The following is a 25,090-nucleotide window of genomic DNA, read 5'->3' as shown; positions in this document are numbered from 1 at the left end:
GAACCGCAATGGCTGCTCCCAAGTGTCCAAACCCCCAGTGCGAATACTTCAACCGGACGCTGCCCAACACCGCTCAAGTCTGTCCGATGTGCGGCACACCCCTGGGAAACGTCGTGCGCGGCAGCAGTGCAGCCAGTACACCCGCTGCTCCGCCTCCGGTTGCCCCGCCCGCCTTTCAGCAGACTCCAGCTTTTCAGTCTGCCCCCGCCTACCAGCAGGCTCCACCGGTCTATCAGCCCTCTCCGCCGGTCTATCAATCCGCTCCGCCCGCCTACCAGCCCCAGCAGCCGCAGGTACCGGCCCGGCCCAGCGCTCCGGCTGCAGCCCCAGGGCGGCCTTCGCTCAAACTCATCCATTCGCCCAGCAACCGCGAATTTCCGCTGCGCGGCGAGGAGAGCTACATCGGCAGGCGCGGGGGAACGGTCAAACCGGCACCTGAGATCGACCTGACGGGCCTGCCCAACGATCAGGTGATCTCGCGGCCCCACGCCCGCATCTACTGGGATGCGACCTACGCGACCTACACGATCATCGACAGCAACAGCCGCAACGGCACGTTCATCAACGCTCAGCCGCTCACCCCCGGTGTGCCCTATCAACTCGTCGATGGCGACGCGCTGCAGTTGGGCAAGGACAACCTGGTACAGTTCACCGTCGCCATCGCCTGAAGATCGATCCCTAGATTGGGCGGAAAGCTCCGACCTTTGGCTACTGGCCAGTCCCAGGACGAGCTTCATACACTGATCCCAGAGTCAGGTTGGGTGCCCCCATGAGTTCTACCTCCAAAAGACCGCAAATTCAAACCAGTTTTTACTCTTCGCCCGTCCAGATTCCCGTCGGTCCATCCAACTCCGTCGCCGGTTCTGGGGCAGGGGCCGATCTGCAGGCGCGCAAGCGCGCCCAGCTTGCCATGCTGATGCAGGCGGGCAAAGTGCTCAAAAATCACCTGATGATGCGTCGGTTGACCGACCGCATCCACGATCTGATGCGCGACGATCTGCGCAACCACCACGAACGATCACGAGATTACGGTGGGCACTTCTGATGTCTCAAAACGGCAACGTCATCCACGAACTCAATTACGTCCTACCCAACCGCTTTTACGTCGAGATCGATAGTGAGCTGACTGCCTCTTTCATGCAGTGCAGCGGTCTCGGCTTCACGATGAAGAAAAACTCCTACAACGAGGGCGGCGTCAACGAACAGGAGCGCATCTACCTCGGGCCGGTGACCTTCAGCGATGTCACCCTGCAGCGCGGCATCACCGACAGTCTTGTCTTCTGGGATTGGGCCTGGTCTTCGATCGACCCGGCCCGGCCCACCACCCGGCGCAACGTCAATATCGTCGTCTTCAATCCGGCGGGCGACACGATGCAGTGCTGGACGCTCATCGGCGCAGTGGTCACCGGTTTTAAGGGGCCGCAGCTGATGGCCAACCTGCCCGACAAGACATCGACGGCAGCGATCGAGCAGGTAGTGATCTCCTACGAAGGACTGCGCGTCCAAAAAAGCGGCGGCGGCGGTGCGATGATGGGCCTTACGCGCGATGCGAGCGGCTATTTCAGCAGTAATTAGTCATGGAACCCCAGCTGCCCTCCGGTGTGCCCCCCCTTGGTGAAGCCGATTTGAGGCGACCGCTCCCGCCCCTCGGTCAGGACATCCTGCTACCCCAGCCATTTCTGGCACCGGCGGCAGCCGAGCCCCTGACCGCCGTCGATCCGCTGGCTTTTTTCCCGGAGGGACTGCCCGGCTACGAGCCGCCGGTCAATCCCTTTCAAGAATCGCCCTTTTTCTTTGCGCCCCAGGAGCCGGTCGTAGAACCGCAGCCCAGACTCGATCCAGGCGAGCTGAGTCTGGAGGAGGCGATGGCAGCCGAGGCAACTCCGCGCAACAACCGCGACCGGCAGCCAGAAGAAAGAAGGCGGCAGCTGGACGACGATCTCGACAATCCCCTGCGCCTCGACGAAGGGCGCGAGTTGCCGGACGAACAGCAACAGATTCTCAGTAGAGAAGAAGACCCGGCTGACGCCCCGCTGTCCCTCGAAGAGCACTTCGCCGAAGATGGTCCGCCGGGGGAGGCGGAGGAGCAGGAGCTTCAAGAACTGGAACAGGAGGCAGCAGAGTCCTCCGCGCCTCTCGAAACGGAGCTGGAGGCTGAAAGTCCGCTCGATGCCGCTGAGGTGGCAGAAGACGAATCTCGCTTCGCGGACGATGCGTCGCAAGCGACCGGCGAACTTGAAGAATCTGATCCCGACGGCCAGGGCGAGCGAGAAGGTTTTTCCTCGCCTGAGTCATCGGCTGACTCTGTGTCCGGTTCTCTGCCGTCATCCGAGCAGCTCTTTGCCGAGAGTGGAGTTACGGCCCCGGCCCCCTCCTACCCCGAAGCGTCCACGACGCCGGTTGCGGAGAGTACGGCTCCCTCGATTCCTGCCGATGTCACCGGCACCCTCGCCGATCCGAACTTGCTGGCCAGGGAAGCGCTGCCGCCGCTCGCCGATTCAGCACTGCCGGTCGAATCGATCCCGGCTGAACAAAACGTCGCATCCTCCGCAAATCTTTCTGAAGCCACATCCAGCTTTGCTTCCCTCGAAGAACAGTTCGCCCAAGAAGCGCCCAGCCGTCCCGCCACCGATAGACGGGCAGGTCTTGACAGTGCCCAACCGCCTGCCAGCTCCCAGACCCAGGCGCGTTCAGCGGCCACCAGCCCAGTGCCGCCTGTCGGCGCAGATCTGGCGGCTCTGGCGGGCCTCGAAGCGCAGGAGCGGCTGAGCAGACCAGCGGATACGGGAACCAGCCTCCCCCAGCCCACCGAATCGGCTCCGCAACCGGTTGCCGCCGAACAACCAGCGGTCGCCCAGCCGGAAGCAGTTGTTGGCGAATCCCTGCCGCAGCTGCAAAGTGCGCCAGAACAGCCCGCATCGCTTCCGGAGGCTAGTGAGCAGATTGCCGCCGATCTCGGTAGCACGAGCGGCGATCCGCTGACAGCGGGCCTTGAAAGCACTGCTACCGAATCGACCGGCCAGCCGGACGAACTAGCGCAACAATTGCAGCCCGCTCCTCTGGAGGAAGACAGCCCATCTGTTCCGTTCACAGACGACAGCTTTGCTGAGGCAGAATTGCCCGCACAGACGGCTGAGGAACCGCTTGTCGATCCAGAAGAAACTGGGCGGTTCGATGAGTGGCCAGTCGCCGAACCGCAGCCGCTCGAACCGACGTTAGACCCCCTGCAGCAGGCCGAGCCCGAGAGATCCGAGCTGGAGACGCTACCGGAGGCGGAACAAGAAGCGGTTTCAGGCGCTGGCGAGGGGCCATCTGCTCTAGACGAAGCCATCGTTGAGCAGGAACTGCGGAATGCACCTGAGCCTCTACTGGCTCCCGATGCTTTTACAACCGCTCCCGATCAGGCAGCGAGCGCCGGCGAGCTGCCAGAACCCGCATTCACTCCCCAGCCCCCGCAATCCGACCTTCAAGGAGCAGCGGCCACCCCAGGAGAATCGACCGGATTGCCGTCCGTTCCTGCCTCCGAATTTGCTTCGCTCGAAGAGCAGTTCATGGAGGAAAGCCCGGCAGCACCTGGCCTGTCGCCCGCTTTTCCCCAGGCGCAGGCTGAAAGCGCCCAGGCCCAGGCGGTGGATGCCGCACGCGAAGCCGATGTACCCCAGGCTGCTCAGCAGCTCCCGGATGAATCGTTCCAGGCACCAGTCCCACCCCAGACTCTCCAGCCGCCCCTCGCAGACGAATCGGCGACAACTTTTACCGGTGCTCCTGCCCAGGAGACCGCGCAGGAAGCGTCCTTTTTCGATCCTGCAGAATCTGCTGCCGCCTCTTCTACTCAGGCAGAGCACCCCGATTTGCCCTTTGCGACTTCAGAAGCGGCAACCGAAGCGGAGCAGACGGCGGCAAGCCCGCCTGAAGTTGTTTCTGAAAGCGGCCAGCAATCCGGCTTCTCCCGGGTAGAAGCGCAAACACCGGCACTGGAACCCTTCTCCGAAACCACGACGGTCCCGGCCTATCTTGAGCCAGAATCCACAGGACAGGAGCCGCAATTTGTCTCGCAGAGCGAAGCGCGCTCCGAGGAATCGCTGCAGCCAATGGAGCCGGGGGACGAAGAAACCCTGCATCAGCCCATAGCCCAGTTTGAACAGGTGCAACCGGACGGTCTGCCCAGTTCGGACACAGCTTCTTACACCGCCGAGAGCCCTTCTCTGGCGACTGCTCCCGTTGGACAGGAGCAGTCGGATTTTGTCCCGCTCGAAGCCCAATTTGCCCGCGAAGGGCTGGTCGAGCCGCCCACTTCCCCAATAGAGACACAGGAGCGGACAGACCCTGAGAGTACGGGTCTATCCCCAACCCAGCCGGACGAGCGGACCGAGATATTCGCCGCTGCATCCCCAGAACCAGACGCTGTTCTCGCAGCACAAACGTTTTCAGAACCAGCCTCCATCCTGGCCGAGGAAGGGCAGCCAGAAACCGAGGAGGCACAATCAGCCTTCACCTCCGACGCAGCGGCAACAGCGGAACCGCCGCTCATCCCCGCGCCGGAACCGGTTTCCGAGCAACCGGTACCAGAGCCGTCCCTGATTCCGGCACCGGAGCCTGTTTCTGCTGAAGCGCGCCTCGAAGATCTGCAGGAAGCGTTTGGCGATGCGGTCAGCGCCGTTGACACCGGTCGAGGTGGCAGACAGCCAGAGACGCCCCTGGAACCGGGCGAATATCGCGACGGGCTGGAGCGAGTCGTCGAGCCTTTACAGCAACAGCTGGAAGTAGAGGGCAGTCCAACTGGACCGGATGAACTGGTACGGGAGCAACCGGTAGCCCAGCATCTGCACGACGCACCAGAACCACTTACAGATCTGTCTCAGCCATCTGCAGAGGAACTTCCAGCGGAGACACCGGTTGGAAGACTGGCTTCAGAAGAAGGCTACCTGCCTTTAGAAGAGCAGTTTGCTGCCGAAGGTGGTGCGCTGCCCCAGATGGCGCTTCCCACTCAGGACGAAGAAGAGACGCTGCCAACTGCTGAAACTGAGTCAATCGCCGCCCAGGCTGATGGAACACCGGTAGCAGAATTGCCGGAAGAAGAAACGCCGCAACTGATTCCGGCTGCTGAACCTGTTTCGCAGCAAGAGACAGAACCATCGCTCATCCCAGCTGCTGAACCTGTCTCAGAACAGCAAGGAGCAGAGCCAGAGCTAATTCCAGCTCCAGAGCCAGTTTCTGAACAACAAGAGCCAGAAACCCAGGAAACCGAACCACCGCTCATCCCGGCTCCAGAACCCATCTCCGAGCAGGAAGAACAGGAACCAGAGCCTCCTCTTGTTTCGGAACCAGAGCCTGTTTCTGCTGAAGCGCGCCTTGAGGATTTGCAGGAAGCGTTCGATGATGCGGTCAGCGCCGTTGACACGGGCCGGGGACGCAGACAGCCAGAGACACCCCTGGAGCCGGGCGAATATCGCGACGGACTGGAGCGAGTCGTTGAACCTTTGCAGCAACAGCTAGAGGATGAGGATAGTCCGACTGGACCGGACGAGTTGGTGCGCGAGCAACCGGTAGCCCAGCAGCATCTGCACGACGCACCGGAACCGATCGGTGAAGAGCAGCGCGATACAGCGGAACCAGTCGTTTCTGAGTCATCTGCAGAAGAATCTTTAGCAGAAACCTCCGCAGTAGAGCCTGCCGCTGATGAGGAAGGCTACCTGCCCTTAGAAGAGCAATTCGCTGCCGAGGGTGGTGCGTTGCCCCAGATGGCCCTGACGGCGCAGGATGAGCCAGAAACACAGCCAACTGCCACTGAAACTGAGCCAGGCATTGCCCAAGCCGATGAGACGCCGGTAGCAGAATTACCGGAAGAGCAAGCCCCACAGCTCATCCCTGCGCCGGAAGCGATTTCTGAGCGGGAACAACAAGAATCTGAAACAGAACCATCGCTCATCCCGGCTCCAGAACCTGTCTCCGAACAGCAAGAAGCAGAGCCGGAGCTAATTCCCGCCCCCGAACCGCTTTCTGCTGAAGCGCGCCTCGAAGATCTGCAAGAAGCGTTCGATGATGCAGTCAGCGCCGTTGACACCGGTCGAGGTGGCAGACAACCAGAGACACCGCTGGAACCGGGCGAATATCGCGACGGCCTGGAGCGAGTCGTCGAGCCTTTGCAGCAACAGCTGGAAGTAGAAGGCAGTCCAACTGGACCGGATGAACTGGTACGGGAGCAACCGGTAGCCCAGCATCTGCACGACGCACCGGAACCGATCGGCGAAGAACCAGCAGGTGAGGTCGAGCTACACGATGCGCCCCAACCACTTTCTGAACAGCAACCAACAGCTGAAGCGCCTGCGGATGAAGGCTATCTGCCATTAGAAGAGCAGTTTGCTGCTGCTGACACAGCTATTCTGCCCGAAACGACCGAGCAGGTACCTGGCGAGCCGCAAGCACCGCTGGAGCTTCCTCAAGAACCACTCGATTCTCAATCCGAAGCTGAAACTGTTGCTCCAGAAACGCAACCGGATGGAGAACTGCCGACTCCGCTATCCGAAGTCGAGCCAGCAACGCAGATTGAGGACTTCCTGCCTTTAGAAGAGCAGTTTGCTGCCGAGGGTGGTGCGCTGCCCCAGATGGCGCTTCCCGCTCAGGACGAAGAAGAGACACAGCCAACTGCTGAAGTCGAACCGGTCCTCGCGCAGACTGACGGCACAGAAGGAGTAGAGCCATCAGAGGGCGAAGTTCCGCAACTGCTTCCTGCTGACCAGCCACTGGCTGAGCAAGAAGCCCAGGAAATAGAACCATCGCTCATCCCCGCGCCGGAGCCTGTTTCCGAGCAACAAGAAGAACAGGAACCAGAGCCTGTTTCTGCTGAAGCACGCCTCGAAGATCTGCAGGAAGCGTTTGGCGATGCGGTCAGCGCCGTTGACACGGGCCGGGGGCGCAGACAGCCAGAGACGCCGCTGGAGCCAGGCGAATATCGCGACGGACTGGAGCGGGTGGTCGAGCCGCTGGAAAGACAGCTGGAAGCAGAAGGCAGTCCGACTGGACCGGATGAGCTGGTGCAGGAGCAGCCGATAGTTCTGCATGATGCTCCGGAGCCGGTTGGTGAGGAGGAGCCAGCAGGTGAGGTCGAGCTACACGATGCGCCCCAGCCGCTTTCTGAACAGCAACCAACAGCTGAAGCGCCTGCGGATGAAGCCTTAGCAGAGACTCCCGCTGTAGAGCCTGCCGTCGAGGAAGAAGGCTACCTGCCCTTAGAAGAGCAATTCGCTGCCGAGGGTGGTGCGTTGCCCCAGATGGCCCTGACAGCTCAGGATGAGCCAGAAACACAGCCAACTGCCACTGAAACTGAGCCAATCCTCGCCCAGGCTGATGGAACACCGGTAGCAGAATTGCCGGAAGAGCAAGCGCCGCAACTGATTCCGGCTGCTGAACTTGTCTCAGAACAGCAAGAAGCGGAACCATCGCTCATTCCAGCTCCAGAGCCAGTTTCCGAACAACAAGAGCCAGAAGCCCAGGAAACAGAACCATCGCTCATCCCCGCGCCGGAGCCTGTCTCCGAACAGCAAGAAGCAGAGCCGGAGCTGATTCCCGCCCCCGAACCGCTTTCTGCTGAAGCGCGCCTCGAAGATCTGCAAGAAGCGTTCGATGATGCGGTCAGCGCTGTTGACACAGGCCGGGGGCGCAGACAGCCAGAGACACCGCTGGAGCCGGGCGAATATCGCGACGGACTGGAGCGAGTCGTCGAACCTTTGCAGCAACAGCTGGAAGTAGAAGACAGTCCAACTGGACCGGATGAGCTGGTACGCGAGCAGCCGGTAGTCCTGCATGACGCTCCGGAGCCGATTGGAGCAGAACCGCCGGACGACTTGCCATTGCGCGATGCGCCGCAACCACTCAGCGAGCAACCCCAGCCGACTACCGGTGAAGTCGGCGAACTGCCCGCCGGGCAGGAAGGTTTCTTGCCGCTCGAAGCGCACTTTGCCTCCGAAGCGGCCACTCCTCTCGGAAGTGTTGCCCGCCTGGGTGAAGCAGGGCAACTGGAGGGAGTGGATGCCCTGGGAGCAGCCCAGCAACCGCAGGACACTTCCCTCTCTGCCCTGCAGAATCTATCGGTCATCAGTCCCCTCGGTCCTGCAGCCGGTCTTCTCGATCAAGCTTCTGACACTGGAACCGAGACTGCCGGCTACGGGGCACTCGCACCGCTTACCTATGCGCCGGGAGTTGACGAGGCGATTGTCCCCGGTGAAGGGCAGCAAGTATCCGCCGGTGTTCCGGGTACGGTGGACTATGGTCCGACAACCGTAACAGCCGCTGAATCCCAGCCGCCCGTTCCAGAGCTGGGCCTGGGTGAGGCCAGTTTCACTCCCCTTGGCGCTGAGCCACTGTTGCCGGCTGACATCTTTGCAGATGCTGGAGCCATCTCTCCGACCGTCGCCCAGGATCTATCGGTTCTCCGTCCGCTCACGGCTGAAGCTGCATCCGATCTGGCCCTGGGCGACAGCGAGGTGCAGGCGGCAAGCCTCGCCCAATTCAGCCCGCTTGTTCTGGCAGCGGGAGCGGAAGGCGCTATTTCCGAGGAGACGGGTGGGGCCACTGGAGCGCTCGGAGTTGAGCCGGTAGCCCGTGCCTTCGCCCCAGGTGAAGAGCAGGCTCTGGCCCCCTATCCTACCGATTTTGAACAGGCCATTGCTCCTGTCGATTTCGAGCCGGCACTCCCGACGACCGGCGTCCCCGGCGAAGACGTTCCCTTCCTTGCTGCGGCTGCTGAATTCAGCCCCCTGGTCTATTCGTCCAGCCCCAGTGTTCCGGACACTTTCGCCCCAACCGATGCAGAAGTGTCTCCCGCCGTACCGGGGATGCCTACCCTCGGCCCGGTGGGCTTGCTCGGCGCGCCTGAACCACTTGGCCTCACCGATGGCATCCTGCCCCTCGGCATGGAAGCAGGCGAGTCGCTGGGGCTCGATTTCGAGCAGTTGCAGGCGTTCGGCCAGTCGGAGAGCCTGCTTGGAGACACGCTGCCCCTTGCCCAGGAAACCCTCGCCGCCACACAAGCCCTCGCACCGCTGGTCTTCGTCGGCGACGGCATCGAAGACCCCTCGCTGATGGCAGCAGGCGAAGGAGCGGCGGACTTTGCTCCCCTGCTCATGACAGGCATCGATTCTGGTCCCCTCGGCTTCGGAGGCGATACGACTGGTTTCGCTCCGGACGGTGCCGATCAGCCCTTCGGCGATATGGACGGCTTCGATCAGTTGCCCGAGAGCTTCGATCTGGCGGTGGTGGCCGGTGAACCGGCAGCCTTCAGTGACGCGATGTCAGTCCCGCTGCAATTTGCTTCGCCCTTCGGCGGTGCGATGCTGGACGGCGACGACGGTGTTGCGACCGGTAGCGGTGCCGCCCTGCAAACACCCGACAGCTGGTCGAGCATCGAACATCTGATGGGAGAGGCAGACGCAGCCCCGGACGACGGCGGTGGTGGCGGCGGCGGTGGCTTCTCGATGGGCAGCGACAGCGATACAGGCCGCGCTCCCATCGGCGGCTACATGGGCGATTCAATGGATGCCATCGAATCGGGCGACGGAGAATTGCCTCCGGAACTCGAAAGTGCCGGTGGACCAGGAACCGAAACGCCCTCAGGCGTCGATCCGTCTGCCCTCGCCCAGCAACAACTCGACGACAAAATGGAAGAAGCCCTCGATCCTGCCGATCTCGAAACTCTGGCCCGCGAGGTCTACAGCATGTTGCGCCACCGCATCGAGATCGAGCGTGAGCGCAAAGAAGGCTTTAACTATCATGGTCGCGGACTCTGGTAAATATATAAATATGAGTAAGCAGTGAAGGAGAGACACCGATGACGACCCTTGTAAAAGCTCAGCTAGCCGTAGCAGAGGGCGGCTCCCCCATTACTTTCATGTACAATCCCTCCGCCATTTCCTTTACCCGCACCGTGGAATGGAAGGAAAATAAAGGCTCGATCGGTGACAGTGACACTCTGCCAAGTACAGACTACAAGGGTGTCAAGCCTTACGAAGTGACGATCAACAACATGCTCATCGACACCTACGAGTCGCGGACCTCCTGCCAGTCTTACATCGATGCGCTGAAAGCGGCTGTCACACCAAATTCAGTCAGTGATGCATCGGCAAGTGGTGATGGTGCCTTTATTCAGCGCAAGCGCCCTTTTGTGTACATGCTTCAATTGGGGAACAGCATTTCCCTGCGCTGCGTTGTGACCAGTCTCACCTTCAACTACACAATGTTTCTCCCTAATGGCGATCCGTGTCGAGCAATGGTCTCTCTAAAATTACAAGAAGTGGAGAAAGTAGCAGCAGGCTCTCAACAAAGTAATGCGGGACCAGCAAACCGAACAGCCGACTCGCGAGGTCGTCAAGGTTGACAACAAGGGTTTCACCGGCAAACGTCACAAGACGAGAATTGATCTAAAAATCACCCCGCCAATCTTGGAGCGCAAACAATGCAAAACTATAATTCAAGGCCCAATGTCAAGATTGAGGGCGTCGAAGGCGAAGAGAATGAGTTCCTTGTTCGAGATATCCAGCAGATTTGTGTCGAAGAAAGTTTGAACTTGCCTGATGCTTTCACGATCATCCTGCACAATCCATTTACGCCGGGCGATGTGAAGGATAAACATCATTGGCTGAGCCATCCAGCCTTGAAGGTTGGCGCGAAGATCAAATTTGGCTTTCGCTCCACCACGACTATGGCTGGCGAATTTAGCAAACAAACAGAGAATCCTGCTTTGCTGGAAGGCGAAATCACTGGTATTGAAGCTCACTACACTGAAGATCCTTCTGCTCCTGTCGTCCTGCGCGGCTACGACATGTCTCACCGCCTGCATCGCGGACGCTATAACCGCTCCTTCATCAACATGACGGACTCTGACATCGTTCGCAAGATCATCGGTGAGGTGGGTTTACAGGCAGGAGAGATCGAAGACAGCGGCGCTCCCCATGACTATGTTTTTCAAGAAAACCAGACAAACATGGCGTTTCTTAGGGATCGCGCATCTCGAATCGGCTTTGAGCTATACGTTCAAGATAGTAAGGTGCATTTCCACAAGCCCAAGAGCGACGGTGAAGCGGATACCTTGCTGCAGTGGGGCAAACGACTTCAATCTTTTAGAACGCGAATGACCGCTGCAGAGCAGGTAAAATCCGTCGAGGTCCGTAGCTGGGATTACAAGGAGAAGAAGGCAATTGTTGGAACAGCGGAGGCACCCCAGCTAGTTACGCAAACTGGTTACACGATTGCTGGGAAGGCAGATGAGCCTTTTGGTACCAATGCCAAGCTGACAGTCGTCGATCACCCCGTCTTCAGTCCTGAAGAAGCAGACATCATGGCACAGGCCGTCTGCGACGAGATGGGGGGTGAAGGTGTCTACGCCGATGCCCGTTGTGAAGGTGAGCCAACGGTTCGACCGGGTAAGATAGTCAATCTGACTCAAATGGGCGATCAGCACAGTGGCAAGTACTACGTCACTGACGCTCGGCACTTCTACCACGACAATGTTTACACCACGGAGTTCAGCGTTCGGGGAACCCGTGGCGGTAACATGATGAGCAACCTTGGGTCGCAACCCAAGCTCAAGCCTGGTCAGACAAATCTTGTAGGAATCGTCACCAACAACAAAGACCCTGAAGGCATGGGTCGAATCAAAGTCAAGTTTCCAACTTTGACCGAAGAACACGAGAGCAACTGGGCACGGGTAGTCGGTCCCGGCGCTGGGCCGGAGCATGGCATCTGGTGGCTGCCAGAAGTCAACGATGAAGTGTTGGTCTGTTTCGAGCACGGTGATATTCATCGTCCTTATGTCGTCGGCGGTGTCTGGAATGGCAAGGACAAGCCACCGGACAAGCAGGACGACAGTGTTACTCCAGTGCATCTACGCACAATGAAGACGCGAGTCGGCCACTACATGCGCATGGTCGATGAAGATACCTCACCAGACAAAGTGGGCATCTACCTGCGGACCAAGAAGATGTTCATGATTGAGATGAACGAGACAGACGAGTTCATCAACATCAAGACACCCGGCGGCCACTACATCAAGCTCAACGATCAAGATGGCAGCATTGAAATCCACTCGACAGGAGAACTGAACATTAATTCTCAGGGTTCAACGACAATCAACGCCTCTGGAAACATGAGTGTCAGCTCTTCTGGACCAATGACGATCCAGGGAGCACAGATAAGCATTAATTAGAACGAACACACTTTCGTTTGGAGGTTGTCTGATGGGGATGATTAATCGGCGTAATATATTGCTGGGCAGTTCCTTACTGCCACTTGCCTTTGTGCCCAGGATTGTTGGTGCTGAGGAAGCACGCATCAATACGACCTATGCAGGCAAAATTATCTACTCCAAACAGCCAATCGATCCAAAGAGTGTCAATCCTGCTGCCCTGGCCACCAATTTCACCTCAAAAGACAGCATCTACGGTGTTGCCTTCTTTGATAAACAGATAAAAGATATGACGCCGCCTGACGCCTATGTTATGTACTTTAGAGCTGTTGGGAATGACCCAGCATTGAAACAGCAGACTGTACGAACGCTTGTAGATGATGGCAACAGTTTTACAGAGTTGTTGAGAAGACAGCCAGAATGGAGAGATGCAACTGTCCTCTACTTGGATGTATCGCCTGATCCATCCGACCAGAAGATTTATCCACTTTTTGCTAGTTACTCAGAGAATTTCCTCATGAGTTTTTGTCATTATGTGGCTGAAGGAGCTAAATACAAACTGTCGTTATCTACCACTGTCGAATCACTTGCTGGAGCCTTTTCTGGAAAAACTAACGTCCAGGCTAAAGGTCCACTCAATATTGTCCTGAGCAAGAGTGACTTTGGCTATCACAAGCGACAACAGCAGATTTACTATAACAGATACTATGGTGATAGTTGAGCAGAAGTAGTTTGTGGGGGTAATTGTCATTGGGTATGATCAATCGGCGCAGCGTACTGCTCGGTAGTTCTTTATTATCGTTTGTCTTTGTGCCAAAAATTGTTGGCGCACAAAATTCGCCCATCAACCCGACCTATGCCCGGAAGATCATTTTTTCTAAAAAGCCCCTCGATTCGAGGAGTGTCGATCCTGCTGCCCTGACCACTGAATTTACCTCAAGAGATAACATTTACGGTATTGCTTACTTTGATAGGCCAATAAAAGAACTGCTGGCAGTTGATCCAAATCTCTATGTGTTCGGTAATGGTAGGGATCCAATTACAGGTAATATTCAGGATGTGCTGGCAGATGGTGACAGCTTTCGATCACTGTTCAAAAGAGATCCAAGCTGGATGGATGCGACACTTATTTATCTGGATATCTCACCAATGATCACCGATCGGCGGATTTTTCCACTTTTTGCTGCTTATACGGAAACGACCATTGCTCGGCTGTGTAATTTGCTTCCGAGCAGCAAATATAAGTTATCTCTGGCTATGTCTGTAAAATCCTACATGCAACCCAACAGTAACGAGCTGGTCGAGCATTCGAGCGGACCACTCAACATCACACTGAGCAAGAGCGATTACACTTACCACGAAAAGCAAAGCAAGACTTTTGCCTTTAGATACTTTGGCAATTGAGTGCGCAGTTTCAGCTGTCGTGCTTATCAAGAATGGCTTGCCTGGGGGGAGCCAGTCGTTTCGCAGGCCGGATGCTCCTGGGGCTCGCCGAGGGCGGGTAGCTCGACGGTAAAAGTCGTTCCCTGGCCCTCGCCACCGCTTGTCACTGCGATCGTGCCGCCGTGCAGTTCGACGAGGTGGCGCACGATCGCAAGACCGAGGCCAAGGCCGCCGTGCTGGCGGGTGCTGCTGCTGTCGGCCTGGCGAAAACGCTCGAAGACGTGGGGCAAAAATTCGGGCCGGATGCCGATGCCGGTGTCGCTGACATTGATCGTGACGGTATCGGTCGATCGCAGCAGGCTCACTTCGACGCTGCCGCCGTTGGGTGTGAATTTGACGGCGTTGGAGAGCAGGTTCCAGAAGACCTGGGAGAGGCGGTTGCTGTCGCCCATCACCCGGTAGTGGTGGAGGGCGCTCCCGGCAGACGGGTTGTGGAGCTGGATTTGCCTCGCTTCGGCGTTGGACCGGATCGTGCCCATCGCAAATTCGAGCACTTCGCTCAGATTGACAGGCCGCAGGTCGAGGTGGAGTTTGCCGGTGACGATGCGCGAAATATCGAGCAGATCTTCGACAAGTTGCAGCTGCAGCCGGGCGTTGCGCTCGATTGCATCGAGGGCGCGCTCGGTGGCGGCCTCGTCGAGGCGACGGCGCAACAGCAGTTGTGACCAGCCCAGTACGGCGTTGAGGGGTGTACGCAGTTCGTGGGAGACCATTGCCAGAAATTCGTCTTTGGTACGGCTGGCTGCTTCTGCCTGCTCGCGGGCCATCTGTTCGATGAGCGCCTGGGCGCGGGCTTCTTCGATCTGGCGGCGCTCGCTCAGATCGTGGAAGATGCAGCGGATCGCCTGGAGTTTGCCGTCCTCGAAGCGGCAGTTGAAGCTGCCTTCGGTCGGGATCGCCCGGCCATTGCGGCTGAGCAGGGTGACTTCAATACGGCGCGATGCCGGCTCGTCCTGCAGGCGCTCGAATAGCTGCACGAGGGCGGCGCGCTCCTCCGGCAGGACGACATCGAAGCAGGTAATTGCCTCGATATCGGCTGGCTGATAGCCCAGGGTGCGCTGCCAGCTCTGGTTGACGTAGAGCAGGCGGCCCTCGATCGTTACGATCTGGATCAGATCTCCAGCGTTGTCGAGAAAGTCGATGAGACGTTCTTCGCTGCGCAGCAGTCGGTCGTTCATCGCGCTCAGCGCCTGGGCCTGACGCTGGACCTCGGCGGTCCTCTGAAACAACTCGACGAAGACGCTCACTTTTGAGACCAGGATCGCCGGATCGATCGGCTTGAAGAGGTAATCGACGGCTCCTAGAGAGTAGCCCCGAAAGACGAGGCTATCGCTGCTGCTGTAGGCGGTGAGAAAGATGATCGGCGTGCTGTGCGATCGCGGACGCGAGCGAATGAGGCGGGCCGCCTCGAACCCGTCCATGCCGGGCATCTGCACATCGAGCAAGATCAAAGCAAAGTCCTGGCGGAGCACACAGCGCAGCGCCTCCTGGGCCGAGCGGGCCGTCACCAGATTCTGACCCAATCCGCCCAGGACCGCCTGGAGCGCCAGCAAATTTTCGGACCGGTCATCGACTAGCAGAATACTGACCGGCTCGACGGGGGTTGCATTCATCAGTGGGCGGTCTCCCTTTGAAGCAGCAACTCGTGCAACAGGAAGACCAGTTGCTCGATATCGACCGGCTTGGTGATGTACTCGGACGCCCCCGCCTCCAGGCACTTCTCGCGGTCGCCGACCATCGCCTTGGCGGTGAGCGCCACGATCGGCAGATCGGCAAACGGGGGCCGGGAGCGAATGGCAGCGATCGTCTGGTAGCCGTCCATGCCCGGCATCATCACATCCATCAGCACCGCGTCGATGCTGGGAGTCTGCTCAAGCAGGACGATGCCGTCGAGGCCATTTTCGGCGGAGAACACCTCGACGTTGCAGCGCTCGAGGGCGCTGGTCAAGGCAAAGATATTGCGGATGTCGTCGTCGATGATCAAGATCTGGCGGCCTGCCAGCCGTTGTTCCTCGCTGACCGTCGGCTGCGGTGGCTCATCGGCAATCACCGGTAACAGCAGGCCGTCCACCCTCGGTCCGGATGCACTGTCGCCGGGAGTCAGATGACGCCAGGGAGAGGTTCGCTCGACTCTGGAGACCGCTCCGCTCAGCAGGCCGCCGTTTGCCAACTGCTGGGAGCGGTTGCCATCGTTGGGTAACTCGCTGAAGAGGGGCAGGTAGAGCGTAAAGGTGCTGCCCCGGTTGAGTTCGCTGACCAGGCGAATTTCACCTCCCAACAGCTGGGCAATCTCGCGGCTGATCGACAATCCCAACCCGGTACCGCCGTACTTGCGGCTGGTGCTGCCGTCGGCCTGCTGGAACGCCTCGAAGATCACCTGCTGCTTGTCGCGGGCGATGCCGATGCCGGTATCGCGCACCGAGAAGGCGATCGTCCTTTCGGCCCGGCCCAGGGAACCGTACAGGGGCCGATCGAGCTGGGGCAGATAGACGTGCAGGATGACAACGCCGCGCTCGGTAAATTTGAAGGCGTTGGAGAGCAGGTTCTTGAGCACCTGCTGCAGCCGCTTTGGATCGGTAAACATCGCCTCCGGCAGCTCAGGGTCAAAATCGACGATAAATTCGAGCCCCCGATCGCTGGCGACCTGGTGAAAGGTGCGCTCCATCTGGTCTTTAAGATCCGCAAAGCGCATCTGCTCAAATTCGACCGAGATCGTTCCCGATTCGACCTTTGCCAGATCGAGGATGTCGTTGATGAGCCCCAATAAGTCGGTACCCGCCGAATAGATGGTACGGGTGAACTCGACTTGCTTGTCGGTGAGGTTGCCCTCGCCGTTGCCTGAAAGCAGCCGCGCCAGGATGAGCAGGCTGTTGAGCGGCGTGCGCAGCTCGTGGGACATGTTGGCGAGAAACTCAGATTTGTAGCGGGAGGTCAGGGCGAGCTGTTCGGCCTTTTCTTCGATCGAGCGGCGGGCCTGCTCGATCTCGTGGTTCTTGCGCTCGACCTCTTCGTTTTGTTGGGAGAGCAGCCGGGCTTTGTCCTGCAGTTGTTCGTTGGTCTGCTGCAGTTCCTCCTGCTGGGTCTTGAGGCGCTCCTCCGACGCCTGCAGCGAGCGCGCCTGCTGTTCGAGGCGCTGGTTGGTCTCGGTGAGTTCTTTTTGCTGGCTCTGCAGCTCTTCGGCCAGCGATTGGGACTGCTTGAGCAGTTCCTCGGTGCGCATACTGGCGGCGATCGTGTTGAGCACGATCGCGATGCTTTCGGTCAACTGATCGAGGAAGGTGAGGTGGATTTCACTGAAGCGGCGGAAGGAAGCCAGCTCGATCACCGCCGTCACCTGCCCCTCGAAGAGCACCGGCAGCACGACGATGCTGAGGGGATTCGCCTCGCCCAGGCCGGAGCTGATCTTGATGTAGTCCGTGGGCACCTCTGTAAGCAGAATGCGGTCCTTTTCGATCGCGCACTGGCCGACCAGACCCTCGCCTAAGAAGAAGCGGTTGGACAGGCTGCGCCGCTCGCGGTAGGCGTAGGTGCTCAGCAGCTGCAGGCAGGGCTGGTTCTCGACAGTATCCATCAGATAGAAGACGCCGTGCTGGGCGGAGACGAGGGGAGCCAGCTCCGAGAGGATGAGCCGGGAGACCGCCTCGAGGTCGCGCTGGCCCTGCAGCACGCGGGTGAACTTGGCCAGGTTGGTCTTCAGCCAGTCCTGCTCGGTATTTTTTTGAGTGGTTTCGCGCAGGTTGGCGATCATCTGGTTGATGTTGTCCTTGAGCACCGCCACCTCGCCCTTGGCCTCGACGGCGATCGACCGGGTGAGATCGCCCTTGGTGACGGCGGTCGCCACCTCGGCGATGGCGCGCACCTGGGTCGTCAGGTTGGCAGCCAGTTCGTTGACGTTGTCGGTCAGATCTCTCCAGGTACCGGAGGCACCGGGCACCCGCGCCTGGCCGCCTAGCTTTCCTTCGATACCCACCTCGCGGGCGACGGTGGTGACCTGATCGGCGAACGTGGCGAGCGTGTCGATCATCTCGTTGATCGTCTCTGCCAGGGTCTCGATTTCGCCCTTCGCTTCGAGGGCGAGCTTGCGCTTGAGATCGCCGTTGGCCACCGCCGTCACAACGCGGGCGATGCCGCGCACTTGAGCGGTGAGGTTACCGGCCATCGAATTGACGTTATCGGTGAGGTCTTTCCAGGTACCACCTACCCCTCTGACCTGCGCCTGGCCACCCAGCTTGCCCTCGGTGCCTACTTCACGGGCCACACGGGTGACTTCTGAGGCGAAGGAGTTGAGCTGGTCCACCATCACGTTGATCGTGTTTTTCAGATCAAGAATTTCGCCTTTGACATCGACGGTGATCTTCTTAGACAAATCGCCGTTCGCGACCGCCTTTGTCACCTCGGCAATGTTGCGCACCTGACCTGTGAGGTTGCCCGCCATCGAATTGACGTTATCGGTGAGGTCTTTCCAGGTACCGGCCACGCCTCTCACGTAAGCCTGACCGCCCAGGGCTCCTTCTGTACCTACTTCGCGAGCGACGCGGGTGACCTCAGATGCGAAGGAGTTGAGCTGGTCCACCATCGTGTTGACGGTATTTTTTAGCTCAAGAATTTCACCTTTGACATCGACGGTGATCTTTTTAGAAAGGTCGCCATTCGCGATCGCCGTCGCCACCTCGGCGATGTTGCGCACCTGACCTGTGAGGTTACCGGCCATCGAATTGACGTTATCGGTGAGGTCTTTCCAGGTACCACCTACCCCTCTGACCTGCGCCTGGCCACCCAGCTTGCCCTCGGTGCCTACTTCACGGGCCACACGGGTGACTTCTGAGGCGAAGGAGTTGAGCTGGTCCACCATCACGTTGATCGTGTTTTTCAGATCAAGAATCTCGCCTTTGACATCGACGGTGATCTTTTTAGACAGGTCGCCGTTGGCCACTGCTGTCGTCACCTCGGCAATGTTGCGCACCTGGGCCGTCAAACTACCAGCCATGAAGTTGACGTTATCGGTCAAATCCTTCCAGGTACCGGCAACGCCTCTCACCTCTGCCTGCACCCCCAGCTTTCCTTCTGAACCGACCTCGCGGGCTACACGAGTTACCTCTGAGGCGAAGGAGTTGAGCTGGTCCACCATCACGTTGATCGTGTCTTTAAGTTCAAGAATCTCGCCCTTGACATCGACGGTGATCTTTTTAGACAGGTCGCCGTTCGCGACCGCTGTCGTCACCTCGGCGATGTTGCGCACCTGGGCCGTCAAACTACCAGCCATGAAGTTGACGTTATCGGTCAAATCCTTCCAGGTACCGGCAACGCCCCTGACTTCTGCCTGCACCCCCAGCTTTCCTTCTGAACCGACCTCACGGGCCACACGGGTGACTTCTGAGGCGAAGGAGTTGAGCTGGTCCACCATCACGTTGATTGTGTCCTTAAGTTCGAGAATTTCGCCTTTGACATCGACGGTGATCTTTTTAGAAAGGTCGCCATTCGCGATCGCCGTCGCCACCTCGGCGATGTTGCGCACCTGACCTGTGAGGTTACCGGCCATCGAATTGACGTTATCGGTGAGGTCTTTCCAGGTACCGCCCACCCCTCTGACCTGCGCCTGGCCGCCCAGCTTGCCCTCGGTGCCCACTTCACGGGCCACACGAGTAACCTCAGATGCGAAGGAGTTGAGCTGGTCCACCATCACGTTGATCGTGTCTTTAAGTTCAAGAATTTCGCCTTTGACATCGACGGTGATCTTTTTAGAAAGGTCGCCGTTGGCCACCGCTGTCGTCACCTCGGCGATGTTGCGCACCTGGGCGGTGAGGTTGTCCGCCATCGAATTGACGTTATCGGTCAAATCCTTCCAGGTACCGGCAACGCCCCTTACTTCTGCCTGCACCCCCAGCTTGCCCTCGGTGCCTACCTCGCGAGCGACGCGGGTGACCTCTGAGGCGAAGGAGCCGAGCTGGTCCACCATCACGTTGACGATCTGGGCGGTCTGCAGAAATTCGCCCTGCAGGGAGCGCCCGGCAATCTCGGTGGCGATGCGCTGGCTCAGATCGCCGTTGGCGACAGCGCGAATGACGCGGGCCGTCTCCGCTGTCGGCTGCGCCAGATCCTCGATCAGTGTATTGATCGACTCGACGCAGTAGGACCAGGCTCCAGCGGCGTTGCCGAGGTAGACGCGCTGATCGGTCTTGCCCTCCTTGCCCACCTCCGTGCCCACCCGGTTCAACTCGCTGGTCATCTGCTCGTTCAGCTCGATAATCTCGTTGAGTGTGAGGGCAATTTTGCCCGCGATCCCTTCTTGCTCGACTGGGATACGAACCGAAAAATCTCCCTGCTTGATGGCGAGGAGAACGTCGAGAAGCTGCTCAGGATCGAGAGCAGAAGTGTCGTGAGATTTTTTTGACTTGGTGGCTGGCATAGGGTGGTCCTGAAGAAAGACAATCGCTGCGAACAGAGCAGGTTGTTCATCCTGAGTCGAGCCAGAATGTTCAACGACAGGTTCTATCTCCTCAAATCCATTTTGGAGATTGAGAAGGTGATTGTAACCGATTGCTGAAGATTCCTGTCCAGGAAGCAAATCTGAAATAAAGCTCGTGTATGTTACTGTACCGGTGCTCAGGGCGGATCAGCCTTTAGGTAGAAACAGGTGTCCGAGCCTGCCCGATGCGCCGTTCGGCGCATTTTAGCTGTGCAAACTTGTCCCGACATATGCAAAATTTTTCTCGTCCCACTTCTACTCCCTCTGCCATAGGGCTGATCTCACGGTTGGGGGGCTTTGATAGCTTCTTGGTACCTTTGGCTCGAAACCGTCGGTAATTCTGAGTAGAAATACTGATAAAAAGGCGACGTCCCAATGGTCTTTCGGCTGCCCGTTGGCAATAGAAACACTGTTCTATCTATTCTGTCTCTGCAATTTGAAATCACTGTCCGGCACCCTGCTGGAGTCACACTAAAAATGGAATGCAGCCATGTTCGGTATTCAGCTCAACGACTACAATCTGCCCTATCCCGGATTTATCGGCAGTTCTATTCATCCGATCATCGTGCATTTTGCGATTGCGATGGTCCTCTTCTCGGTCCTCTTTGACTGGCTGGGACATTTTTCTCACAGGCCACGCCTTTTGAACGTAGGTTGGTACAACCTGATCGCTGCCTGTGCGGCAATCGTTGGGGCAATCTTCTTTGGCCAGTTGGAGGCGGGCCTGGCGAACGAGACGCTCGGTATGCGTCCGGTCCTGAGCTGGCACACGCTGATTGGCTGGGGACTGGGGGCGATTGTGCTGGTGCTGGCCGCCTGGCGCGGGGTGATGCGCTACCGCAATCCGGACCGGATCAATCCTGCCTACCTTGGGGCCGGGCTCGTCGTCGTCGGGATGGTCTGCTATCAGCTCTTTTTGGGCACGCAACTGGTCTGGATCTACGGCGTCCACGTCAAGCCGGTGGTCGAAGCGGACAGGCAGGGGGCACTGCGATGAATCCAACTGCAGCGGGCGATCTGGGCCTGGGCCTCGGAGTCAACCAGTTGCCGTACCTGGTGCCCCTTCATCCCACGTTTGTGCATCTGACGATCGGGCTTTTTATCATCGCCGTCTTCTTCGACGTTGCCGGAGCGTTCTACAGCTTTCGCAAGCGCCTGGGCCTCACCCTGCCTATCGGGCGGATGAGTCTGTTCGATGCAGGCTGGTGGAATCTGGTGGCGGCGGCGGTCATCTCGTTCGTCACCGTGGGTTTTGGCCTGTTTGAACTGTTGCTCGCGCCGGTGCCGGTGGGCACCAGAAGTCCCTGGGGGCTGACCGCTGCCCAGACGATGTTCTATCACGGCATCGGCGGCATCTTGATGCTGACGCTCATCGTCGCCCTGGCAGTCTGGCGCGGCTTTCAGCGTTACCGGTGGCGCAGGGGCGCTGAGCGGCAGGTGCAGTGGAGCTATGTGCTCGCGAGTGTCGTGGCGGTGGGCCTGATGTACCTGCAGGGAGAGCTGGGCGCGCAGATGGCCAACGACTTCGGCATCCACAACACCACCGTCCAGCAACTCAAAGCGCGCAACGCCCCGGCGCTGCGTCCTGTCACCCCGGAGGCATCTGTCGATGAATCGCCGTAACTGGATTCCGAGCCCGACCACTGTCTGGCGCGTGCTGCTACTGGTGGGGGCGGTGGCGGCGGTGGTGCTCATCAGCCTCTGGTTTGGCAAAAATGTCAATATTTTACTGCCGGGGGCCGGTACGGCGGAGGCGCGGGCGGTCGATGGGCTGTTTCGCCTGATGGTCGTCATCGCCTCGATCATCACCCTCTCGATTCTCGCCTTTCTGGTCTACGCCGGTTTTGCCTTCAAGCGCGACCCGAACGATTACAGCGACGGCCCGCCCATCGATGGCAGCCTGCCGCTTGAAATTACCTGGACACTCATTCCGGTGGTGCTGGTCGCCTTCTTGAGCATCTACAGTTTCGATGTCTACCGCCAGCTCACGCGCAGCAATCCCCAGGTGGGCGGGCTGCACCTGCACCTGTTCTCCAATCCGTTCAAGGGCGCTCGGGCCCAGGCGGCCCAGGTGACCGACTCGCCAAAGCTCGGGCCGCCCCGTCCGGGGGGACCGCCGCCGCTCACGGTAAACGTCGAGGCGGTGCAGTGGGCCTGGATCTTTACCTATCCCGACAGCAAAGTGACCGGCAGCGAGCTGCACTTGCCCTTAAACCGGCCTGTGATCTTGAAGATGACCGCCAAAGATGTCATCCACGGCTTCTGGGTGCCCGAGTTTCGCCTCAAGCAGGATGTGATTCCGGGCCGCACCTCCGAGTTGCGGATTTTACCCACCCGGCCCGGCCAGTACGTGCTCGAATGCACCCAGCTGTGCGGCACCTACCACGGCGTCATGCGGGCGACGGTCTTTGTCGATAAACCAGCCGACTTTGATAAGTGGCTCCGCTCCCAGTCGTCCACCGCCAGTCAGCCGGTAGAAAAGCCGCTCTCGCCCGTCGCCAGCGCCGCCCTCGTCCGCCATCTCAAACCACTGAAAGGATCGCTATGACCGGAGTATCCCCGGCTCAGCAACTGGGCAAGCAGCCGCCCACCGACTGGCGGCGCTACTTCAGCTTCAGCACCGATCACAAAGTCATCGGCATTCAGTACCTGGTCACCTCGTTTACCTTCTACCTGCTGGGCGGCCTGATGGCGATGGTGATCCGCGCCGAACTGCTCACCCCCGAGTCGAACGTCGTGAGCCAGAACGGCTACAACGGCCTGTTCACCCTGCACGCGACGATCATGATCTTTCTTTGGATCATCCCGACCTCGGCGGGGCTCGGTAACTACCTGGTGCCTCTGATGATCGGGGCGCGGGACATGGCCTTTCCGACCCTGAACGCGATCAGCTTCTGGCTGATTCCACCGGCGGGGCTGGTGCTGCTTTCGAGCTATCTGACCCCAGGCGGGCCGCCCCAGGCGGGCTGGTGGTCCTATCCGCCCTTGAGCCTGCAGCAAGTGCAGGTGGGCGACAAGCTGGTCTTTAACTACGGCCAGTCCCTCTGGATCGGCAGCCTGACGCTGCTGGGCATCTCCTCGATTCTGGCTGCCCTCAACTTTATAGCGACGATTCTGGCGATGCGCACCAGGGGGATGACCCTGTTTCGGATGCCGGTCTTTGTCTGGAACACCCTCGTCACTTCGATCATCACGCTCATGGGTGTGCCGGTGCTCACCGCCGCCCTGGTGCTTCTGTGGTTCGATCTCAACCTTGGCACGGGCTTTTTTAACCCGGCGATGGGGGGCGATCCGGTGGTCTACCAGCACATGTTCTGGTTCTACTCCCATCCGGCGGTCTACATCATGATTCTGCCCGCGATGGGCGTAATTTCCGAGATTCTGCCGACCTTTGCCCGCAAGCCACTCTTTGGCTATCAGGTCATCGTGCTCTCGACGATCGCCATCGCCGTCATCGGCTTTATGGTCTGGGTGCATCACATCTTCACCTCCGGTACCCCGGACTGGATGCGCATGTTCTTTATGATCACCTCGATGACGATCGCCGTGCCCACCGGCATCAAGGTCTTCAACTGGACCGGGACGATCTACGGCGGCAAGCTCTGGCTCACCACGCCGATGCTCTTTGCGATGGGCTTTGTCGGCATGTTCGTCGCGGGCGGCGTGACCGGCGTCATGCTCGCCTCGGTGCCGGTGGACATCCACGTGAGCAATACGTACTTTGTCGTCGCCCACCTGCACTACGTGCTGTTCGGCGGCAGCGTGCTCGGCCTTTATGCCGGGATTTATTACTGGTTTCCCAAGATGACCGGGCGGATGCTCAACGAGACGCTGGGCAAGATCCACTTCTGGACGACTCTTATCGGCCTGAACGTCACCTTCTTGCCGATGCATCAGGTGGGACTATTGGGAATGCCGCGCCGGGTGGCGGAGTACCTGCCGCAATTTACCCTCGAAAACGTGATTATCAGCATCGGCGCTTTTGCCCTCGGTATCTCGACGCTGCCCTTTTTGTTGAACGTGCTCATCAGCGGCCTGCTCGGCAAAAAAGCCGGCAACGACCCCTGGCGCTCCCACGGCTTAGAGTGGACCGTGCCCTCGCCGCCGCCCCTCGAAAACTTCGAGGTGCTGCCGGTGGTCGAAGCCGGTCCCTACGAGTACGGCATCGTCGGCAAGGGAGCCGGACCGAACGATCCCTCAGAATAAGGAAAATTCAAGGCTCCGCTTCCTGCCAGACAAATTCGACCGGATCGCCGGGCCGCAGCGCAAGCATTGCGGCGGCGCTGCCACCGCTCACGGCAATTTCGATAAAGCCGTGGCTGCCCACCAGGGCAACGGCCTCCCCCAACTCGCCCTCGCCGTAGGTGGTGACGGCCCGCAACTCGTGTTCGCCAACCGTGAGCCGCCAGCTTCGCGCAGCGGTCGCCTGGGCAGGAATATTGGTGATCAAGTTGCCGAAGTGATCGATAGCCTGGATCACTCCGCTGCCGCCGTCGGCGCTAGGGGACCAATCGGGCAACTCAAGCTCCACGAGGGTTTGAGGATCTATAGATGGTCCCAACTGCTCCAGCCCTACCCCTGAGGCGAGGTGGGCGGCCACCGGCGCAAAGATATCCCGGCCATGAAAGGTCGTGCTCGGGTTTTCAGTGCGCCAGAAGCGCCTCTCGCCGAGTTCCACAGCCGCAAGCACGCCTCCAGCGAGAACTCCGCCAAAAAGGCCGTTGTCTGGCCCGACAAAAGTTGCCGTCGCCGTGCGCAGGGCGATCGCCCGGCGGCGGGTGCCCACACCTGGATCGACTACGGCCACATGAATCGTTCCGGCAGGAAAGTACGGGCAGGTGGTGAGCAGTTGAAAGCGGGCAGCGGCCACGTCCTGGCGGGGAATGCGGTGGGTGATATCGATGATGCGGGCGTCCGGAGCCAGGGTTGCAATTGCGCCCTTCATCGCCGCCACGTAGCCATCCTGCAGATCGAAGTCGCTCAGGAGCGTGATGATCGCCATC

15 protein-coding genes are annotated in these 25,090 nt (G+C 59.2%); 12 read left to right on the top strand and 3 right to left on the bottom strand.

The features are described from left to right. Positions 1-8: 8 nt before the first annotated feature. The 8 genes from GKIL_RS13100 to GKIL_RS13065 all read left to right on the top strand — a co-directional run bounded on the left by GKIL_RS13100 (position 9) and on the right by GKIL_RS13065 (position 13,582). On the top strand, positions 9-668 hold the full coding sequence (locus tag GKIL_RS13100; protein ID WP_023174129.1) for an FHA domain-containing protein: 660 nt from the start codon (positions 9-11) through the stop codon (positions 666-668). 101 nt (positions 669-769) lie between these two features. Continuing rightward, complete coding sequence (locus GKIL_RS13095) at positions 770-1,045, top strand: hypothetical protein (protein WP_023174128.1); 276 nt, start codon at positions 770-772, stop codon at positions 1,043-1,045. Next, complete coding sequence (locus tag GKIL_RS13090) at positions 1,045-1,575, top strand: phage tail protein (protein ID WP_023174127.1); 531 nt, start codon at positions 1,045-1,047, stop codon at positions 1,573-1,575. Before GKIL_RS13095 ends, GKIL_RS13090 begins: the two co-directional genes overlap by 1 nt. A gap of 2 nt (positions 1,576-1,577) precedes the next feature. Then, positions 1,578-9,788 (top strand): ribonuclease E, encoded by an 8,211-nt coding sequence (locus GKIL_RS13085; RefSeq protein WP_023174126.1) that lies wholly within the window; start codon positions 1,578-1,580, stop codon positions 9,786-9,788. A gap of 38 nt (positions 9,789-9,826) precedes the next feature. Beyond that, a complete protein-coding gene (locus tag GKIL_RS13080) occupies positions 9,827-10,372 on the top strand; it encodes a CIS tube protein (RefSeq protein WP_023174124.1) in 546 nt (181 codons plus the stop codon). 78 nt (positions 10,373-10,450) lie between these two features. Beyond that, a complete protein-coding gene (locus GKIL_RS13075; protein ID WP_023174123.1) occupies positions 10,451-12,199 on the top strand; it encodes a VgrG-related protein in 1,749 nt (582 codons plus the stop codon). Positions 12,200-12,230: 31 nt separating this feature from the next. Further along, positions 12,231-12,899 carry a hypothetical protein gene (locus GKIL_RS13070; RefSeq protein WP_023174122.1) on the top strand — a complete coding sequence of 223 codons (669 nt, stop codon included), beginning with the start codon at positions 12,231-12,233 and terminating at the stop codon, positions 12,897-12,899. 35 nt (positions 12,900-12,934) lie between these two features. Then, entirely contained in the window at positions 12,935-13,582 is a 648-nt protein-coding gene (locus GKIL_RS13065; protein WP_023174121.1) for a hypothetical protein, read from the top strand. A 26-nt stretch (positions 13,583-13,608) separates the two neighbouring features. Here the strand turns inward: GKIL_RS13065 and GKIL_RS13060 are convergent, their stop codons facing one another. Both GKIL_RS13060 and GKIL_RS13055 read right to left on the bottom strand, forming a co-directional pair. After that, positions 13,609-15,234, bottom strand: coding sequence for an ATP-binding response regulator (locus GKIL_RS13060; RefSeq protein ID WP_023174120.1), 1,626 nt, complete (start codon positions 15,232-15,234; stop codon positions 13,609-13,611). Beyond that, positions 15,234-20,027 (bottom strand): HAMP domain-containing protein, encoded by a 4,794-nt coding sequence (locus GKIL_RS13055; protein WP_023174119.1) that lies wholly within the window; start codon positions 20,025-20,027, stop codon positions 15,234-15,236. The genes GKIL_RS13060 and GKIL_RS13055 overlap by 1 nt, the downstream gene beginning before the upstream one ends. Before the next feature lie 550 nt (positions 20,028-20,577). Here GKIL_RS13055 and GKIL_RS13050 point away from each other — a divergent pair. From GKIL_RS13050 to ctaD, 4 genes are read left to right on the top strand one after another with little or no spacing between them, the layout of a single operon-like run. After that, entirely contained in the window at positions 20,578-21,084 is a 507-nt protein-coding gene (locus tag GKIL_RS13050) for a DUF2231 domain-containing protein (RefSeq protein WP_023174118.1), read from the top strand. Beyond that, positions 21,081-21,710, top strand: coding sequence for a DUF2231 domain-containing protein (locus tag GKIL_RS13045; protein ID WP_023174117.1), 630 nt, complete (start codon positions 21,081-21,083; stop codon positions 21,708-21,710). The genes GKIL_RS13050 and GKIL_RS13045 overlap by 4 nt, the downstream gene beginning before the upstream one ends. After that, a complete protein-coding gene (locus GKIL_RS13040) occupies positions 21,697-22,635 on the top strand; it encodes a cytochrome c oxidase subunit II (RefSeq protein ID WP_023174116.1) in 939 nt (312 codons plus the stop codon). Before GKIL_RS13045 ends, GKIL_RS13040 begins: the two co-directional genes overlap by 14 nt. Continuing rightward, positions 22,632-24,293 (top strand): cytochrome c oxidase subunit I, encoded by a 1,662-nt coding sequence (gene ctaD, locus GKIL_RS13035; RefSeq protein WP_023174115.1) that lies wholly within the window; start codon positions 22,632-22,634, stop codon positions 24,291-24,293. Before GKIL_RS13040 ends, ctaD begins: the two co-directional genes overlap by 4 nt. Positions 24,294-24,300: 7 nt before the next feature. Here the strand turns inward: ctaD and GKIL_RS13030 are convergent, their stop codons facing one another. Then, positions 24,301-25,089 carry an SAM hydrolase/SAM-dependent halogenase family protein gene (locus GKIL_RS13030; RefSeq protein ID WP_023174114.1) on the bottom strand — a complete coding sequence of 263 codons (789 nt, stop codon included), beginning with the start codon at positions 25,087-25,089 and terminating at the stop codon, positions 24,301-24,303. Position 25,090: the final 1 nt, after the last annotated feature.

Source organism: Gloeobacter kilaueensis JS1, assembly GCF_000484535.1.
Classification (GTDB): domain Bacteria; phylum Cyanobacteriota; class Cyanobacteriia; order Gloeobacterales; family Gloeobacteraceae; genus Gloeobacter; species Gloeobacter kilaueensis.
The sequence above is the reverse complement of the archived record's forward strand: the minus strand, read 5'-3'. Positions and strand labels throughout refer to the sequence as shown.

Excerpts from the sequence above, each read along its gene's own strand:
- GKIL_RS13100 (WP_023174129.1), top strand. The coding sequence starts at position 9 with ATGGCTGCTCCCAAGTGTCCAAACCCCCAGTGCGAATACTTCAACCGG.
- GKIL_RS13055 (WP_023174119.1), bottom strand. The coding sequence starts at position 20,027 with ATGCCAGCCACCAAGTCAAAAAAATCTCACGACACTTCTGCTCTCGAT.
- GKIL_RS13050 (WP_023174118.1), top strand. The coding sequence starts at position 20,578 with ATGTTCGGTATTCAGCTCAACGACTACAATCTGCCCTATCCCGGATTT.
- GKIL_RS13070 (WP_023174122.1), top strand. The coding sequence starts at position 12,231 with ATGGGGATGATTAATCGGCGTAATATATTGCTGGGCAGTTCCTTACTG.
- GKIL_RS13065 (WP_023174121.1), top strand. The coding sequence starts at position 12,935 with ATGATCAATCGGCGCAGCGTACTGCTCGGTAGTTCTTTATTATCGTTT.
- GKIL_RS13080 (WP_023174124.1), top strand. The coding sequence starts at position 9,827 with ATGACGACCCTTGTAAAAGCTCAGCTAGCCGTAGCAGAGGGCGGCTCC.
- GKIL_RS13090 (WP_023174127.1), top strand. The coding sequence starts at position 1,045 with ATGTCTCAAAACGGCAACGTCATCCACGAACTCAATTACGTCCTACCC.
- GKIL_RS13075 (WP_023174123.1), top strand. The coding sequence starts at position 10,451 with ATGCAAAACTATAATTCAAGGCCCAATGTCAAGATTGAGGGCGTCGAA.
- ctaD (WP_023174115.1), top strand. The coding sequence starts at position 22,632 with ATGACCGGAGTATCCCCGGCTCAGCAACTGGGCAAGCAGCCGCCCACC.
- GKIL_RS13095 (WP_023174128.1), top strand. The coding sequence starts at position 770 with ATGAGTTCTACCTCCAAAAGACCGCAAATTCAAACCAGTTTTTACTCT.
- GKIL_RS13060 (WP_023174120.1), bottom strand. The coding sequence starts at position 15,234 with ATGAATGCAACCCCCGTCGAGCCGGTCAGTATTCTGCTAGTCGATGAC.
- GKIL_RS13030 (WP_023174114.1), bottom strand. The coding sequence starts at position 25,089 with ATGGCGATCATCACGCTCCTGAGCGACTTCGATCTGCAGGATGGCTAC.
- GKIL_RS13085 (WP_023174126.1), top strand. The coding sequence starts at position 1,578 with ATGGAACCCCAGCTGCCCTCCGGTGTGCCCCCCCTTGGTGAAGCCGAT.
- GKIL_RS13040 (WP_023174116.1), top strand. The coding sequence starts at position 21,697 with ATGAATCGCCGTAACTGGATTCCGAGCCCGACCACTGTCTGGCGCGTG.
- GKIL_RS13045 (WP_023174117.1), top strand. The coding sequence starts at position 21,081 with ATGAATCCAACTGCAGCGGGCGATCTGGGCCTGGGCCTCGGAGTCAAC.